The 16,231-nt window shown below is 70.4% G+C and carries 11 protein-coding genes; all 11 read left to right on the top strand.

The window, feature by feature from the left end:
- The first annotated feature begins 4 nt into the window (after nucleotides 1–4).
- Entirely contained in the window at nucleotides 5–2,635 is a 2,631-nt protein-coding gene (locus tag ACZ4N4_RS04795; protein ID WP_467584423.1) for a valine--tRNA ligase, read from the top strand.
- 176 nt (nucleotides 2,636–2,811) lie between these two features.
- On the top strand, nucleotides 2,812–5,256 hold the full coding sequence (locus ACZ4N4_RS04790) for a SpoIIE family protein phosphatase (protein WP_467584419.1): 2,445 nt from the start codon (nucleotides 2,812–2,814) through the stop codon (nucleotides 5,254–5,256).
- Between the two features lie 55 nt (nucleotides 5,257–5,311).
- Nucleotides 5,312–6,826, top strand: a complete 1,515-nt coding sequence (gene folC / locus ACZ4N4_RS04785; protein ID WP_453575944.1) for a bifunctional tetrahydrofolate synthase/dihydrofolate synthase — start codon at nucleotides 5,312–5,314, stop codon at nucleotides 6,824–6,826.
- 2 nt (nucleotides 6,827–6,828) lie between these two features.
- A complete protein-coding gene (locus ACZ4N4_RS04780) occupies nucleotides 6,829–7,185 on the top strand; it encodes a DUF4233 domain-containing protein (protein WP_453575947.1) in 357 nt (118 codons plus the stop codon).
- Between the two features lie 149 nt (nucleotides 7,186–7,334).
- The gene (ndk, locus tag ACZ4N4_RS04775; RefSeq protein WP_467584415.1) at nucleotides 7,335–7,748 is read left to right on the top strand and encodes a nucleoside-diphosphate kinase; all 414 of its coding nucleotides are present in this window, start codon (nucleotides 7,335–7,337) and stop codon (nucleotides 7,746–7,748) included.
- Between the two features lie 321 nt (nucleotides 7,749–8,069).
- Nucleotides 8,070–9,089: a rod shape-determining protein gene (locus ACZ4N4_RS04770; protein WP_004931372.1), complete on the top strand. Its 1,020-nt coding sequence runs from the start codon at nucleotides 8,070–8,072 to the stop codon at nucleotides 9,087–9,089.
- 162 nt (nucleotides 9,090–9,251) lie between these two features.
- Entirely contained in the window at nucleotides 9,252–10,262 is a 1,011-nt protein-coding gene (gene mreC / locus ACZ4N4_RS04765; protein WP_467584413.1) for a rod shape-determining protein MreC, read from the top strand.
- A gap of 15 nt (nucleotides 10,263–10,277) precedes the next feature.
- Nucleotides 10,278–10,955 (top strand): rod shape-determining protein MreD, encoded by a 678-nt coding sequence (gene mreD / locus ACZ4N4_RS04760; protein WP_360483879.1) that lies wholly within the window; start codon nucleotides 10,278–10,280, stop codon nucleotides 10,953–10,955.
- Between the two features lie 94 nt (nucleotides 10,956–11,049).
- Nucleotides 11,050–13,299, top strand: coding sequence for a penicillin-binding protein 2 (gene mrdA, locus ACZ4N4_RS04755; protein WP_467584410.1), 2,250 nt, complete (start codon nucleotides 11,050–11,052; stop codon nucleotides 13,297–13,299).
- Between the two features lie 28 nt (nucleotides 13,300–13,327).
- Nucleotides 13,328–14,527 (top strand): rod shape-determining protein RodA, encoded by a 1,200-nt coding sequence (rodA, locus tag ACZ4N4_RS04750; protein ID WP_450755641.1) that lies wholly within the window; start codon nucleotides 13,328–13,330, stop codon nucleotides 14,525–14,527.
- Between the two features lie 147 nt (nucleotides 14,528–14,674).
- A complete protein-coding gene (locus tag ACZ4N4_RS04745) occupies nucleotides 14,675–16,180 on the top strand; it encodes a CYTH and CHAD domain-containing protein (RefSeq protein ID WP_467584407.1) in 1,506 nt (501 codons plus the stop codon).
- The last annotated feature ends 51 nt before the right edge of the window (nucleotides 16,181–16,231 follow it).

The following is a 16,231-nucleotide window of genomic DNA, read 5'->3' as shown; positions in this document are numbered from 1 at the left end:
CCCCGTGACCGAGAATGCTCAGCAGCAGCCCACAGCGCCCAGCACCGAACTGCCGACCCAGTACGCGCCGGCCGATGTAGAGGGGCCGCTGTACGAGCGCTGGGTGGAGCGGGGTTACTTCGCGGCCGACGCCAAGAGCGACAAGCCCGCGTACACCATCGTCATCCCGCCGCCGAACGTCACCGGCTCCCTGCACCTGGGCCATGCCTTCCAGCACACGCTGATGGACGCGCTGACCCGCCGCAAGCGCATGCAGGGCTTCGAGGCGCTCTGGCTGCCCGGCATGGACCACGCCGGTATCGCCACCCAGAACAAGGTCGAGCAGCAGCTCGCCGAGGAGGGCAAGTCCCGCCAGGACCTCGGCCGCGAGACGTTCGTCGAGCGCGTCTGGCAGTGGAAGGAAGAGTACGGCGGCAAGATCCTCGGCCAGATGCGCCGGCTCGGCGACGGCGTCGACTGGGACCGTGAGCGCTTCACCATGGACGAGGGCCTGTCCAAGGCCGTCCAGACCATCTTCAAGAAGCTCTACGAAGACGAGCTGATCTACCGCGCCGAACGCATCATCAACTGGTGCCCGCGCTGTCTGACGGCCATCTCGGACATCGAGGTGGAGTACCAGGAGGACGACGGCGAGCTGGTCTCCATCAAGTACGGCGAGGGGGACGAGACGCTGGTCGTCGCCACCACCCGCGCGGAGACGATGCTCGGTGACACGGCCGTCGCCGTCCACCCCGACGACGAGCGGTACCGGCACCTGGTCGGCAGGCGCATCAAGCTCCCGCTGACCGACCGTACGATCCCCGTCGTCGCGGACACGCACGTCGACCCGGAGTTCGGCACGGGTGCCGTCAAGGTCACCCCGGCCCACGACCCGAACGACTTCGCGATCGGCCAGCGCCACAACCTCGAGTCCATCACCGTGATGGACGAGCGGGCCGTCATCACGGTCCACGGTCCCTTCGAGGGCCTGGACCGCTTCGAGGCGCGTTCCGCGATCGTCGCGGCGCTGCGCTCGCAGGGCCGGATCGTCGCCGAGAAGCGGCCGTACGTCCACAGCGTCGGCCACTGCTCGCGCTGCAGCACGACCATCGAGCCGCGGCTGTCCATGCAGTGGTGGGTCAAGGTCGGCCCGCTGGCGAAGGCGGCCGGTGACGCGGTCCGCGACGGGCGGGTCAAGATCCACCCCGAGGACATGTCGAAGCGGTACTTCGACTGGGTCGACAACATGCACGACTGGTGCATCTCGCGCCAGCTGTGGTGGGGCCACCGGATCCCGGTCTGGTACGGCCCCGACGGCGAGGTCGTCTGCGTCGGCCCCGACGAGCAGCCGCCCGGCACCGAGGCGGAGGGGTGGAAGCAGGACACCGACGTCCTGGACACCTGGTTCTCCTCGGGCCTGTGGCCGTTCTCCACCCTCGGCTGGCCCGAACAGACCGCGGACCTGCGGAAGTTCTACCCGACCGACGTCCTGCTGACCGGCCACGACATCATCTTCTTCTGGGTCGCCCGGATGATGATGTTCGGTCTCTACGCGATGGACGGCGAGGTCCCCTTCCGCACCATCGCGCTGACCGGCCTGGTCCGTGACGAGCGCGGCAAGAAGATGTCGAAGTCCTTCGGCAACGTCGTCGACCCGCTGGACTGGATGGACAAGTACGGCTCCGACGCCGTCCGCTTCACCCTGGCCCGCGGCGCCAACCCCGGCACCGACGTCCCGATCGGCGAGGACTGGGTCCAGGCCTCCCGCAACTTCGCCAACAAGATCTGGAACGCGACCCGCTTCGCCCTGATGAACGGCGCGACCGTCCAGGGCCCGCTCCCGGACGCGTCCGAGATGTCGGCGACGGACCGCTGGATCCTGTCCCGCCTCAACAAGACGGTCGCCGAAGTCGACGCGTTCTACGACGACTTCCAGTTCGCGAAGCTGTCCGACGCCCTCTACCACTTCGCGTGGGACGAGGTCTTCGACTGGTACGTCGAGCTGTCGAAGACGACGTTCCAGGCGGGCGGCCGGGGCGCCGAGGTCTCCCAGCGGGTCCTGGGCGAGGTCCTCGACGTCACCCTGAAGCTGCTCCACCCGGTGGTCCCCTTCGTCACGGACACCCTGTGGACGACCCTGACCGGGGGCGAGTCGGTCGTCATCGCCGACTGGCCGGCCGACAGCGGCTTCCGCGACGAGGCGGCCGAGCGGGAGATCGAGAGCCTCCAGTCCGTCATCACCGAGGTCCGCCGCTTCCGCGCCGACCAGGGCCTGCAGCCCGGCCAGCGGGTCCCCGCGCGCCTCACCCTCGACGGCACGGCGCTCGCCCCGCACGAGGCGGCCATCCGCCAGCTGCTGCGGCTCCAGCCGGAGGGCGACGCCTTCGCGGCCACGGCCACCCTCCCGGTCGCCGGCGCCACGGTCGCCCTCGACCTCTCCGGCACGATCGACGTGGCGGCGGAGCGCAAGCGCCTCGCCAAGGACCTCGCGGCCGCCGAGAAGGAGAAGGCCCAGGCGACCGCCAAGCTCGGCAACGAGGCGTTCCTGGCGAAGGCCCCGGACAACGTGGTGGACAAGATCCGCGGCCGGCTGGCCAAGGCGGACGAGGACATCGCCCGCATCCAGACCCAGCTGGACCGCCTTCCGCAGGCCTGACCCGCACGCCCCCGCACGCCCCCGCAGGCGTCCGGCAGCCCGTTCCGCGGGCCGCCGGGCGCCTGCGTCTGTTTCGTCCGTCATCAAGCGCGGACCGGCCACCGCCCTACAATCCAAAAGTAGGGACATGACCTGAATGTTCCTTTCTGATGCTTCGTGGCGGAGGGAACGCCCGCATGCTGCGCAGGGGCCGAACGAAGACACCTCCGCACAGGGGACTGGTTCCCCTGACGGCTGTCACGGGCGCCCTGCTCGCCGTACTCATCGGCCTCGTCTTCCTGATGCTGCTCTGGGCGATCCAGGACGCGCGCGGCTCCCTGGTGACCGCCCGGGGCGGCCGGCCGGCACTCACCCAGGCCATGGACGTCGAGAAGGCCGTGCTCGACATGGAGGGCGGTCAGCTGAGCTACGTCGTCACCCGGCAGGACGAGTTCCTCAAGCCGTGGCGGGCGGGGCGGGCCGCGTTCCCCGCGCAGGCACAGCGGCTCGTGGACATGAGCCCCTCCGCCTCCCAGCGGCGGCTCGCCCGGCAGATCCAGGAGTCCGGGCAGTCCTTCATCGACGACTACTCGGTCCCGCTCGTCGACGCGGCCCGGCGCGGCGATCCCGACGCGAGCAGCAGCGCACGCACGCGGGAGGGCAGACGGCGCGTCGAGGCGCTCCGCGGCCAGCTCGGCAACTACCTCGGCGACGAGCGCGTCGTCATCGACCGGCGCGAGCACGCCCTCGAGCACCGGATGGACCGGCTGACCTTCGCGGCGTCCGTCGGTGTCGCCGGGGCGGTCCTGCTGATCGTCGGCTACGGGGCCTATGTGACCCGGGTGATCGTCTGGCCGGTGCGGAGGATGGCCGTCACCGCGACCCGGCTCGCCGCCGGAGACCTCAGCGCACGGGTGCCGCCCTCCGGCAGGCGGGAGATCGGGCAGCTGGAGACGGCGTTCAACAGCATGGCCGCCTCTCTGGAGAAGAGCCACCGGCGGCTCAGACTGCTCTACGACGCCGGTACGGCCGTGGGCACCACCCTCGATGTGCGGCGGACCGCCGACGAACTCGTCCGGGTCGCCGTCCCTCGCTTCGCCGACCACGTCACCGTCGACCTGGCGGCGGCCGTCCTGACCGGCGGGGAGCCCGCGAACGACGACGGCGCGGGCCTGCAGCGGGTCGCCCGGGGCGGCATCCGCGACGAGTCGCCGCTGGCCCCGGTCGGCGCACCGGCCGCATCCTGGCCGGCCGCCCCCGGCACCGGGCCGGCCCTCTACTCCGACCTGCGCGCCGCTCCGGCGGGGTGGGCCGCCGACACCCGGTGCGGGGACCGGCTGCTCGCCTACGGCATGCGCTCGCTGATCACCGCGCCGCTGTCGGCGCAGGGCGTCCCGATGGGGGTGATCGCCTTCTGGCGGACCAGGGACTCCCCGCCGTTCGAGAAGGACGACCTGTCCGACGCCGAGGAACTGGCCGCGAAGACCGCGGCCGCCATCGACAACGCGCGGCGCTACACCCGGGAGCGCGAGACCGCGCTGGCCCTCCAGCACAGCCTGCTGCCGCACGCCCTGCCCGCCCGGCCGACCGTCGACATCGCCTACCGCTACCTGCCGACCGGCACCCGGGCCGGAGTCGGGGGCGACTGGCTCGACGTGATCCCGCTGTCGGGCACCCGGGTGGCCCTGGTCGTCGGGGACGTCGTCGGCCACGGCATCCAGGCCTCGGCCACCATGGGCCGGCTGCGCACGGCGGTCCGTACCCTCGCCGACGTCGACCTGCCGCCGGAGGAACTCCTCACCCACCTCGACGACCTCGTCCTCCACCTCGACGACGGCGCCCCGGAACCGGCCGGAGAGGTGGGTTCGACCTGCCTGTACGCCGTCTACGACCCGATCTCGCGGCGGTGCTCCCTCGCCAGCGCGGGGCATCCGCTGCCCTTCGTGATCACTCCGCAGGGCGCGGTGGAGAAGGCCCCCGGCCAGGCCGGACCGCCCCTCGGGCTCGGCGGACTGCCGTTCGAGACGACCGAGCTGGACCTCGCCGGGGGCACCACCCTCGCGCTGTTCAGCAACGGCCTGGTGCACTCCCGCAACCTCGACCTGAGCCAGGGCCTCGAACGGCTCCGCCGTGCGCTGGCGACGCCCGGGGAGTCGCTGGAGGCCACCTGCGACCGCGTCATGGCCACGCTGCGCACCGGCGAACAGGCGGACGACGTCGCCCTGCTGCTCGCCCGCACCCATGCCCTGCCCTGCGACCGGGTGGCCACCTGGGAGGTCCCCGCGGACGCCGAGCACGTCGCCCGGGCCCGGACGCTGACCATCGACCAGCTCGGCGCCTGGCAGCTGGAGGACCTGTCGTTCACCACCGAACTGGTGGTCAGTGAGCTGGTCACCAACGCCATCCGCTACGGCGGCTCCCCGATCCAGCTGCGGCTCATCCGGGACACCGCGATGCTGATCTGCGAGGTCTCCGACGGCAGCAGCACCGCCCCCCACCTGCGGCGGGCCCGGGTCTTCGACGAGGGCGGCCGCGGCCTGCTGCTGGTCGCCCAGCTCACCCAGCGCTGGGGCACCCGGCAGACCGCCGCCGGCAAGACCATCTGGTGCGAACAGGCCCTGCCCCCCGCCGATCCCTCCTAGCCCTTCGGGCCCTCCTGGGCCGCCGGGCCGGTGCCGGGCTCCGTAGACTGGTGCCGTGAGTGATCTGCCCCCGCGCGACCCCCATGACAGCTTCGACGAGAACTTCGACGACATCGTCGAGGCCGAGACGGAACGCGACCCCGATCTCGCGGTGATCGAGGCCGGCAGCCGGACCCTGCGTACCCAGGGCGGTCCGGCGCAGGCCGACGTCCCGGGCCGCCCCGAGGACCCCGAGGTCGACCGGGCCCTGCGCGAGGTCGAGGCGGAGCTGGCCACCCGCTGGGGCGAGACCAAGCTGGAGCCGTCGGTCACCCGGATCACCGCCCTGATGGACGTCCTGGGCGAGCCCCAGCGGGCGTACCCCTCGATCCACATCACCGGCACCAACGGCAAGACGTCCACCGCCCGCATGGTCGAGGCCCTGCTCGGCGCCTTCGACCTGCGCACCGGCCGCTACACCAGCCCCCACGTGCAGTCGATCACCGAGCGCATCAGCCTCGACGGCGCCCCGATCTCCGCCGAGCGGTTCATCGAGACGTACCAGGACATCAAGCCCTACGTCGAGATGGTCGACTCCCGGCAGGAGTACCGGCTCTCCTTCTTCGAGGTGCTCACCGGCATGGCGTACGCGGCCTTCGCGGACGCCCCCGTCGACGTCGCCGTCGTCGAGGTCGGCATGGGCGGCTCCTGGGACGCCACCAACGTGATCGACGGCGACGTCGCCGTCGTCACCCCCATCGACCTCGACCACACCGACCGGCTCGGCGAGACCACCGCCGAGATCGCCGGCGAGAAGGCCGGGATCATCAAGCAGGACGCCACCGTGATCCTGGCCCAGCAGCCGGTGGACGCGGCCCAGGTGCTGCTGAAGAAGGCCGTCGAGGTGGACGCCACGGTGGCCCGGGAGGGCCTGGAGTTCGGCGTGGTCGCCCGCCAGGTCGCCGTCGGCGGCCAGCTGCTCACCCTGCGCGGCCTCGGCGGCGAGTACGACCAGATCTTCCTCCCTCTGCACGGCCCCTACCAGGCCCACAACGCGGCCGTCGCGCTGGCCGCCGTGGAGGCGTTCTTCGGCGTCGGCGCCCAGCGTCCGGAGCCCCTCGCCATCGACACGGTCCGCAAGGCCTTCGCGGCGGTCACCTCGCCGGGCCGGCTCGAAGTCGTACGGAGCTCTCCCACCGTCGTCCTGGACGCCGCGCACAACCCGGCCGGCGCCCGCGCCACCGCCGAGGCGGTCGGCGAGGCCTTCGACTTCAGCCGGCTGATCGGCGTGGTCGGGGCGAGCGGCGACAAGAACGTCCGGGGCCTCCTGGAGGCCTTCGAGCCGATCTTCGCCGAGGTCGTGATCACCCAGAACTCCACCCATCGCGCGATGGACGCGGACGAACTGGCCGCGGTCGCCGTCGAGGTGTTCGGCGAGGACCGCGTCCAGGTCGAGCCGCGGCTGCCGGACGCCCTGGAGGCCGCGATCACGCTGGCCGAGGAGGAGGGCGAGTTCGCGGGCGCGGGGGTGCTGGTCACCGGCTCGGTCATCACGGTCGGCGAGGCCCGCCTGCTGCTGGGGAGGGCCTGACCATGCGGACGCTCTGCTCCTCCACCCTGATCGGCGAGTTCTTCGTCATCGGCTTCGCCGCGCTGGTCGCCATGAAGGACCCCGACCTGTCCACCGCCACGGTGTGGCTGGTCAGCGGCATCGCGATGTTCCTCTGCGTGGCCCTGTGCGGTGTGATCACCCGCCCCGGCGGCATCGTCCTCGGCTGGGCCCTGCAGATCGCGCTGATCGGCTCCGGCGTCTTCGTGCCGACGATGTACTTCTTGGGCGCGGTCTTCGCGGCCCTGTGGTGGGCGTCGGTGCACTACGGCAGGAAGATCGACGAGGCGAAGGCCCGCTTCGCGGCGGAGAGCACCGAGAACAGCCCGACCGGCGTGTGAGGCCGAGGCCGTTCAGCCGGAGCGGGGGTCCGGGGGCGGCAGCCCCCGGCCGCCGGTGACCGGGCCTACTGACACTGCGTGACGGACGCCCGGACCAGCCCTGTAGCCTCTCCTCACCGCACACGTAAGTACCGCGAAGGAGCCCTCACGTGACTCAGCGCACCCTCGTCCTGCTCAAGCCCGACGCCGTCCGTCGCGGCCTGACCGGCGAGATCATCGGCCGTATCGAGCGCAAGGCCGACTGGCGGATCACCGCGCTGGAGCTGCGCTCCCTGGAGCGGGCGACGCTGGAGCAGCACTACGCCGAGCACGTCGGCAAGCCGTTCTACGAGCCGCTGGTCGAGTTCATGGCCTCCGGCCCGGTCGTCGCCCTGATCGTCGAGGGCGAGCGGGTCATCGAGGGCATCCGCGCACTGGCCGGCCCCACCGACCCGATCGCCGCCGCGCCGGGCTCGATCCGCGGCGACTTCGGGGTGATCGTCCGCGAGAACCTGATCCACGCGTCCGACTCCGAGGAGTCCGCCGAACGTGAGATCAAGATCTTCTTCCCGGGCCGCTCCTGACTCCCCGGGGCGGGGCCCCGTAGAGTTTCCGTAGATTTTTCTGACGGATCGTCAGTCCACTACTCCGTCTGGCCTGGGACGGTCGAATGATTTCGGCCGTCCCTCGGCATATGCGTGCCGATCGGGGGAACGAGTGCCCCCGTCGGACCGTCTCCACAAGCGAGGCGGCCCTGTACGTGATGACAATGGCGAAGACCCTCGCGCAGTGTTCGTGCAGGCGCGTCTACGATGTAAGCCTTCACGTCACAGCACCCACTTCGCCGACCTGAAATGCCCTCAAAAGCTCCCAGGAAGGCCAGACGAATCCTGATGGGGAACTCAATGTCGTTCATCGGCCGTGACATGGCTGTCGACCTCGGGACCGCCAACACGCTGGTGTACGTCAGGGGTCGCGGGATCGTACTCAACGAGCCGTCCGTTGTCGCGATCAATACGAACACCGGTGGAATTCTCGCGGTCGGCGCGGAAGCGAAGAAGATGATCGGGCGCACGCCCGGCAACATCGTCGCCGTACGGCCGCTGAAGGACGGCGTGATCGCCGACTTCGAGATCACCGAGCGTATGCTCCGCTACTTCATCCTGAAGATCCACAAGCGGCGCTACCTGGCGCGGCCGCGGGTCGTCGTGTGCGTGCCCTCCGGTATCACCGGGGTCGAGCGCCGCGCGGTGATCGAGGCGTCGTCGCAGGCCGGTGCCCGCCAGGTGCACATCATCGAGGAGCCCATGGCCGCAGCCATCGGCTCCGGCCTGCCGGTCCACGAGGCCACGGGCAACATGGTGGTGGACATCGGCGGCGGCACCACGGAGGTCGCGGTCATCTCGCTGGGCGGCATCGTCACCGCCCAGTCGATCCGCGTCGCGGGCGACGAGCTGGACAACGCGATCATCCAGCACATCAAGAAGGAGTACAGCCTCCTTCTCGGTGAGCGGACGGCGGAGCAGATCAAGATCACGATCGGTTCCGCGTACGACCTGGACGCCGACGAGCACACCGAAATCCGCGGCCGGGACCTGGTGTCCGGGCTGCCGAAGACCGTGGTCATCTCGGCCGCCGAGGTCCGCAAGGCGATCGAGGAACCCGTCAACGCGATCGTGGACGCCGTCAAGACCACGTTGGACAAGTGCCCGCCGGAGCTGTCCGGTGACATCATGGACAGGGGAATCGTTCTGACCGGCGGCGGAGCCCTGCTGCGCGGTCTGGACGAGCGGCTGCGCCGGGAGACCGGCATGCCGATCCACATCGCCGAGGACCCGCTGGACAGCGTGGCGCTCGGCTCCGGCAAGTGCGTCGAGGAATTCGAGGCGCTCCAGCAGGTTCTGGACGCCCAGCCGCGCAGATGACGTAACTCTTCGATTCCGCCGTACGAGATGATCCCCTCTCGTGCGGCGGATCGTTGATATGGAGGCATAGGCTCCCAAGAACGAGCTCCGCCCCCCGACTTCCCCCCGACCAACAAAACAAGCTCCCGCAAGTTCCTATCGAGGAAGGCACGGCCGCCGCACGTGAGGGACACGAAAGAGAGCCGGCTGCTCCTGGTGCTGCTGATCGCCATCGCGTTCGCGCTGATCACGGTGGACATCCGAGGTGGCAGGAACTCGCCGGTCGACGGCGCCCGGCAGGCCGCGGCCGCGGTCTTCGGCCCGATCGAGAACGGCATGTCGACCGTGGTGGACCCGGTGGGCAACGCCGTCTCCGCCGTCCGCGACTCCGGTGAACGGCACGACCGCCTGGCCCGGCTGGAGAAGCAGAACGCGACCCTCAAGGCGAAGCTCGGCAGCGACGACCGTAACCGCAGTCGTCTCAACCAGCTCGACAAGATGCTGAAGATGGCCGGCGAGGGCCAGTACGGCATCAAGGGCGCCCAGGTCATCGCCATAGGGTCGGCGCAGGGCTTCTCCTGGACCATCACCATCGACGTCGGCGCCAACGACGGCATCAAGCGGGACATGACCGTGCTGAACGGCAACGGCCTGGTCGGCCGCGTCACCACCGTCGGCCCGGACGCCTCCACCGTGCTGCTCGCCAACGACCCCGACTTCACCGTCGGCACCCGCATGGAGGGCAGCGACGAACTCGGCTTCGCCTCCGGGCAGGGCGACCGCCCGCTGCGCGTCGAACTCCTCAACGGCAAGGCCGAGGTGAAGAAGGGCGACCGGCTCGTCACCTTCGGCTCCCAGGCCGACCGGCCCTTCGTGCCCGGCGTCCCGGTCGGCACGGTCTCCAGCGTCGACCCGTCCAACGGCGGCCTCACCCGCACCCTGTACGTCACGCCGTTCGCGTCCTTCACCAAGCTCGACATCGTCGGTGTGGTCGTCGAGGCACCGAAGAAGGACCCGCGCGACGAGGTGCTCCCGGCCAAGCCGAAGCCGACGCCGACCCCGACGGTCACCGTCACGGTCACCCCGTCCGCGAGCGCGAACACGGGATCGGACTCGGGCACGAACTCGGGCACCGACTCGGGCACGAACTCCGGCACGGACGAGACCGACACCAACGGCCAGCAGCAGCGGTAGGAGCTGAATCCCTTCATGCGTGTCAACCGGATCCTGCTCTCCTCCGCCCTGGTCGTCGTCGCCCTGGTGATCCAGGTGAGCGTCCTCGCCCGCCTCCATCTCCCGGGCGCCGTCCCCGATCTGATGCTGCTCACGGTCCTCGGCCTCGCCATGGTGTACGGCCATGTGGGCGGCGCCCTCGTCGGCTTCGGCGCCGGACTCCTCGCCGACCTCGCCCCGCCCGCCGACCACGCGGCCGGGCGTTACGCCCTGGTGCTGTGCGTCGTCGGCTACTTCGCCGGCCTCATCAAGCCGGAGAACGGCCGGCTGAAGTCCGCGACCGGGCCGATGCTCGTCGTGGTCGCCGCCGCCGTCGGCTCCACCCTGCTGTACGCGGGTGTCGGCGCCCTCGTCGGCGACACCGCCGCCCGGCACGTCGGCATGACCAGCCTGCTGATCAGCGCCGCCCTCTACGACCTGCTGCTCGCCCCGTTCGTGGTGCCCGGCATCATGTGGCTGGCCCGCCGCGCCGACAGCGACCCGCTGACGGAGGCCAACTCCGGCACCAAGGCGGGCGACATCTCCTCCGGCTGGCTCTCCTCCGGGACGGGACTGCGCGTCGGCGGCCAGCGTGGCGGTCTCGGCTCCCTGCGGGCCAGGGCCCGCACCCGCAACGTCCGCGTCGGCCGCATCAAGGGGGTCAAGCGCCTGTGAGCACGGGGGAGTTCACCCGGCGACCCGGCGACGCGGCCCACAGCTTCGTCGTATATGACACCTACGTACATCACTGAGAGGGGGAGGCAACCCAGTGACCAATATTCCCGAGACCGGACGGTCCCCACGGGTCCAGATCCGTCTCGTCGTCATCCAGATCCTGGTCCTCTCCCTGCTCGGCACCCTCGGCGGCCGCCTGTGGTACCTGCAGATCCGTGAGGGCGCCGAGTACCAGAAGGAAGCCTCCGGCAACCACGTCCAGCAGGTCGTCGACCCCGCCGTCCGCGGTTCCATCCTGGACGCGCGCGGAGTGCCCATCGCGGACAACGAGACCCGGCTGGTCGTCTCCGCCTCCCGCACCGACCTGCTCAAGCAGGCGGACGACGGCAAGGCGGTCCTCACCAAGCTCGCCGGCGTACTCGGGATGAGCCCCACCGAGGTCATGCAGAAGGTCCGCCTCTGCGACTCCAAGACCCCGCAGCCCTGCTGGAACGGCTCCCCCTACCAGCCGATCCCGATCACCGACGAGGCCACCGCCAAGCAGGCCCTGCAGATCCGCGAGCGCGCCGAGGACTTCCCCGGCATCACCGCCGAACCCGAGGCCGTACGCCGCTACCCGGCCCCCGGCAAGGCCAACACCTCCCAGGTCCTCGGCTACCTCTCCCCGGTCACCGACGCCGAGATCCAGCAGGCCCAGAACACCAGTTCGCCCTACCTGCGCTCGGACATGGTCGGCCGCTCCGGCCTGGAGCGCGAGTACGACAAGGAACTGCGCGGCAAGGCAGGCGTCACCCGCTACGAGGTCGACAACCTCGGCCGGGTCATCGGCAAGGCCAAGTCCGACGCCGCCGAGCCCGGTTCCAACCTGGTCACCAGCATCGACTCCCGCGTCCAGCGGGTCGCCGAGTACGAGCTGGACAAGGCGATGAAGGCCGCCCGCCAGCAGTACGACAAGATCACCAGTGAGAACTACAAGGCCGACTCCGGTGCCGTCGTCGTGATGGAGGCCAAGACCGGCCGGATCGTCGCGATGGCCTCCGCGCCGACCTACGACCCGAACGTCTGGGTCGGCGGCATCTCCGCCAAGGACTACAAGGCCCTCACCGGCAAGAACTCCGACTACCCGCTGCTCAACAGGGCCATACAGGGTCAGGCGGCGCCCGGTTCGACGTTCAAGGTGGTCTCCACGGCCGCCGCGGTCCAGGCCGGCTACGTGTGGGACGGCGGCTACCCCTGCACGAGTTCGTACTCGGTGGGCGGCCAGGTCTTCAAGAACTTCGAGGGCGAGAACTTCGGCCCGATCTCGCTCGGCCGCGCCCTGGAGGTGTCCTGCGACACCGTCTTCTACGGCCTCGCCGACCGCGAGTGGAAGAAGGACGGCGGCATCAACCCGAAGAAGGGCGAGCCCAAGGACTGGTTCTTCAAGACCGCCCACCAGTTCGGCCTCGGCAAGGAGACCGGCGTCGACCTCCCCAACGAGGTCACCGGCCGGGTCCCCGACCGCCAGTGGAAGCTCGACTACTGGAAGGCCAACAAGGACGCCTGGTGCAAGTCCGGCAAGAAGGACGGCACCTACGTCGAGAAGATCGAGTACGAGAACTGCCTCGAAGGCAACAAGATGCGCGAGGGCGACGAGATCAACTACTCCATCGGCCAGGGCGACACCCTCGTCACGCCGCTCCAGGAGGCGATGATCTACGGCGCGGTGGCCAACGGCGGCACCGAGTACCAGCCGACCATCGGCAAGGCCGTCGTCAGCGCCGACGGCAAGTCCGTCCAGGAGATCAAGCCCAAGGCGGTGCGCAAGCTGCCCGTCAGCCAGGCCACCCTCAGGGGCATGGACGACGCCTTCGCGGGCGTCATCACCCGCGGTACCGCCGCCTGGAAGTTCGGCGGCTGGCCGCAGGACAAGATCGCCCTGCACGGCAAGACCGGTACCGCCGAGGTCTACGGCAAGCAGACCACGTCGTGGCTGGCCACCTACAGCAAGGACTACACGGTCATCATGACCATCGCCCAGGCCGGTACCGGTTCCGGTGCCTCCGGTGAGGCGGTCCGCAACATCTACAGCGCGCTGTACGGCGTCGGTGCCGACGGCTCCATCGACAAGAACAAGGCGCTGCTCTACACCCCGCAGCAGGGCCTGCCCAAGGTCCGCACGGACGGCACCATCGCCTCCCCGAAGATCTCCAAGGACCCGGCGAAGGACTTCCAGGCGAGCCAGCAGAGCGACAAGGGCGACGACGGCCAGCAGACCCCGGCCACCACGGCCTCGCCGTCGACGGGCAACCGGAACACCCGCAGGCGGGCACGGAAGAGGGGAAGCCGGAGGATGCTGACGTGACGAGCGTTTGTGGCGGGAGGTTCCCGGCATGACCGGAGCCAACAGCTTCTCCGTCTCCGGATACGGTCCCGCGCGGGCCGGCTGGACCCGGGTCTTCGCCCGTGACTCGCTGGCCCGCCGCCTGGACTGGCCGATGCTGATGGCGGCCCTGGCGCTGTCCCTGCTGGGCTCGCTGCTGGTGTTCTCGGCGACCCGCAACCGCACCGAGATCAACCAGGGCGACCAGTACTACTTCCTGTTCCGGCACCTGATGAACACCGGCATCGGGCTCGCCCTGATGATCGGCACGGTCTGGATCGGCCACCGCCAGCTGCGCAACGCGGTGCCGATCCTCTACGGCCTGTCGCTGCTCGGCATCCTCGCCGTGCTCACCCCGCTGGGCTCCACCGTCAACGGCGCGCACTCCTGGATCGTGCTCGGCGGCGGCTTCTCGCTCCAGCCGTCCGAGTTCGTCAAGATCACCATCATCCTGGGGATGGCGATGATACTGGCGGCCCGGGTCGACGCCGGCGACAAGAAGTACCCCGACCACCGCACGGTCCTGCAGGCGCTGGGCCTGGCCTCGGTGCCGATCCTGATCGTGCTCCTGATGCCCGACCTCGGCTCGGTCATGGTCATGGTCATCATCATCCTGGCCGTGCTGCTCGCCTCCGGCGCCTCCAACCGCTGGATCTTCGGCCTGCTCGCGACCGGCCTGCTGGGCGCGATCGCGGTCTGGCAGCTGCACATCCTGGACGAGTACCAGATCAACCGCTTCGCGGCCTTCGCCAACCCCGACCTCGACCCCGCGGGCGTCGGCTACAACACCAACCAGGCCCGGATCGCCATCGGCTCCGGCGGCCTGACCGGCGCGGGCCTCTTCCACGGCTCGCAGACCACCGGCCAGTTCGTCCCCGAGCAGCAGACCGACTTCGTCTTCACGGTGGCGGGGGAGGAGCTGGGCTTCGCCGGCGCGGGCCTGATCATCGTGCTCCTCGGTGTCGTCCTGTGGCGCGCCTGCCGGATCGCCCGCGAGACGACCGAGCTGTACGGCACGGTCGTGGCGGCGGGCATTGTGGCCTGGTTCGCGTTCCAGGCGTTCGAGAACATCGGCATGACCCTCGGCATCATGCCGGTCACCGGCCTGCCGCTGCCGTTCGTGTCGTACGGCGGCTCGTCGATGTTCGCGGTGTGGGTGGCGGTGGGACTGCTGCAGTCGATCAGGGTGCAGCGCCCGATGTCGGCGTAACGGGACCGATGCCGGCGTAGGCTGACACCCAAGGGTGAGGTGCACATGTCGTTTCCGATGTGTTCACCTCAGCCTCATTCAGGCTTTTCCTCCGATACACCTCCGCGCCCGCTGTCCCTGTGCGGCAATGGCCACTAGATTCGGTTCATGGCGGATACGAAGCGTGAGATCGAGCGCAAGTACGAATCCGACGAGAGTGGGCTGCCCGACCTGACGGGCGTCGCCGGCGTGGCGAACGTCGTGGACAAGGGCACCGCCGAACTCGACGCGACCTACCACGACACCTCCGACCTGCGCCTGGCCTCGGCCCGGGTCACCCTGCGGCACCGCACCGGAGGCACCGACGCCGGCTGGCACCTCAAACTCCCGGTGGCCCCCGGCATCCGCGACGAGATCCACGCCCCGCTCTCCGACACGATCCCCGGCGAACTGGCCGGCCTGGCCCGCTCCCGGGTCCGTGAGGGCCAGCTGGTCCCGGTGATCCGGCTGCGCACCACCCGCGACATCCGCCACCTCGTCGGCGCGGACGGCGCCCTGCTCGCCGAGGTGAGCGTGGACCGCGTCCGGGCCGAACGGCTCTTCGGCGGCGCGGGCAGGGCCCAGTGGACCGAGATCGAGGTGGAACTCGCCGACGGCGGCGACCCGGCCTTCCTCGACAAGGTGGAGAAACGGTTGGGCAAGGCGGGCGTACGGCCGTCCGGGTCCGCCTCGAAACTGGCCCGGGCCCTGGCCGAGACCAAGGGCGGCAAACCGCACCCGCCCAAGCCGGACTCCGGCGCGCCCGTCACGGCCGGCGACCACGTCCTGGCCTACGTCCGCGCCCAGCGGGACGCGATCGTCGAGCTCGACCCCGCCGTACGCCTGGACACCGAGGAAGGCGTCCACGACATGCGGGTGGCCACCCGCCGGCTGCGCAGCACCTTCCGCTCCTTCGGCAAGGTCCTCGACCGGAAGGTCACCGACCCGGTCGCGGACGAGCTGAAGTGGCTGGCCGGGGAGCTCGGCGTGGGCCGCGACCAGGAGGTCCTCGCCGCACGCCTGATGACCGCCCTGGACGAGGTCCCCGGCCCCCTCGTCTCCGGCCCCGTCCACGACCGTCTGCAGGCCTGGGCCGAGGCCGGCGAGCGCGGCTCCCGGCGCCGGCTGCTCGGCGTTCTGGACTCCAAGCGCTACCTCGCCCTGCTGGACACCCTGGACACCCTGATCGCCGACCCGCCGCTGCGCAAGGCGGCCGCCGGGAAGCCGGAGAAGGTCCTCGCCAAGGCCGTGCACAAGGACTTCGCGAAGGTGACCGACCTGATCGAGACCGCCATGGCACAGCCCCCCGGCCACGACCGCGACCTCGGCCTGCACGACGCCCGCAAGAAGGCCAAGCGCACCCGCTACGCGGCCGAGGCGGCCCGCCCCGCCCTCGGCGGGGCGGCGAAGTCACTGGTCAAATCCATGAAGTCCCTCCAGTCCCTGCTCGGCGAGCACCAGGACAGCGTGATGGCCCGCCAGACCCTGCGGGAACTGTCCGCGGTGGCCCACGCGACCGGGGAGAGCGCGTTCACCTACGGGCTGCTGTACGGCCGTGAGGAACGGCGGGCGGCGCAGGCGGAGGCGGAGACGCCGGGCGCCTGGCGGAAGATCAAGAAGGCTGCGCCCGTCTGAGCGGGCGTACAGGGGACACCGCCGGGCGCGCTACGCTGGATGACCACCCTC

This window comes from Streptomyces sp. NPDC026538, assembly GCF_055567535.1.
The sequence above is the reverse complement of the archived record's forward strand: the minus strand, read 5'-3'. Positions and strand labels throughout refer to the sequence as shown.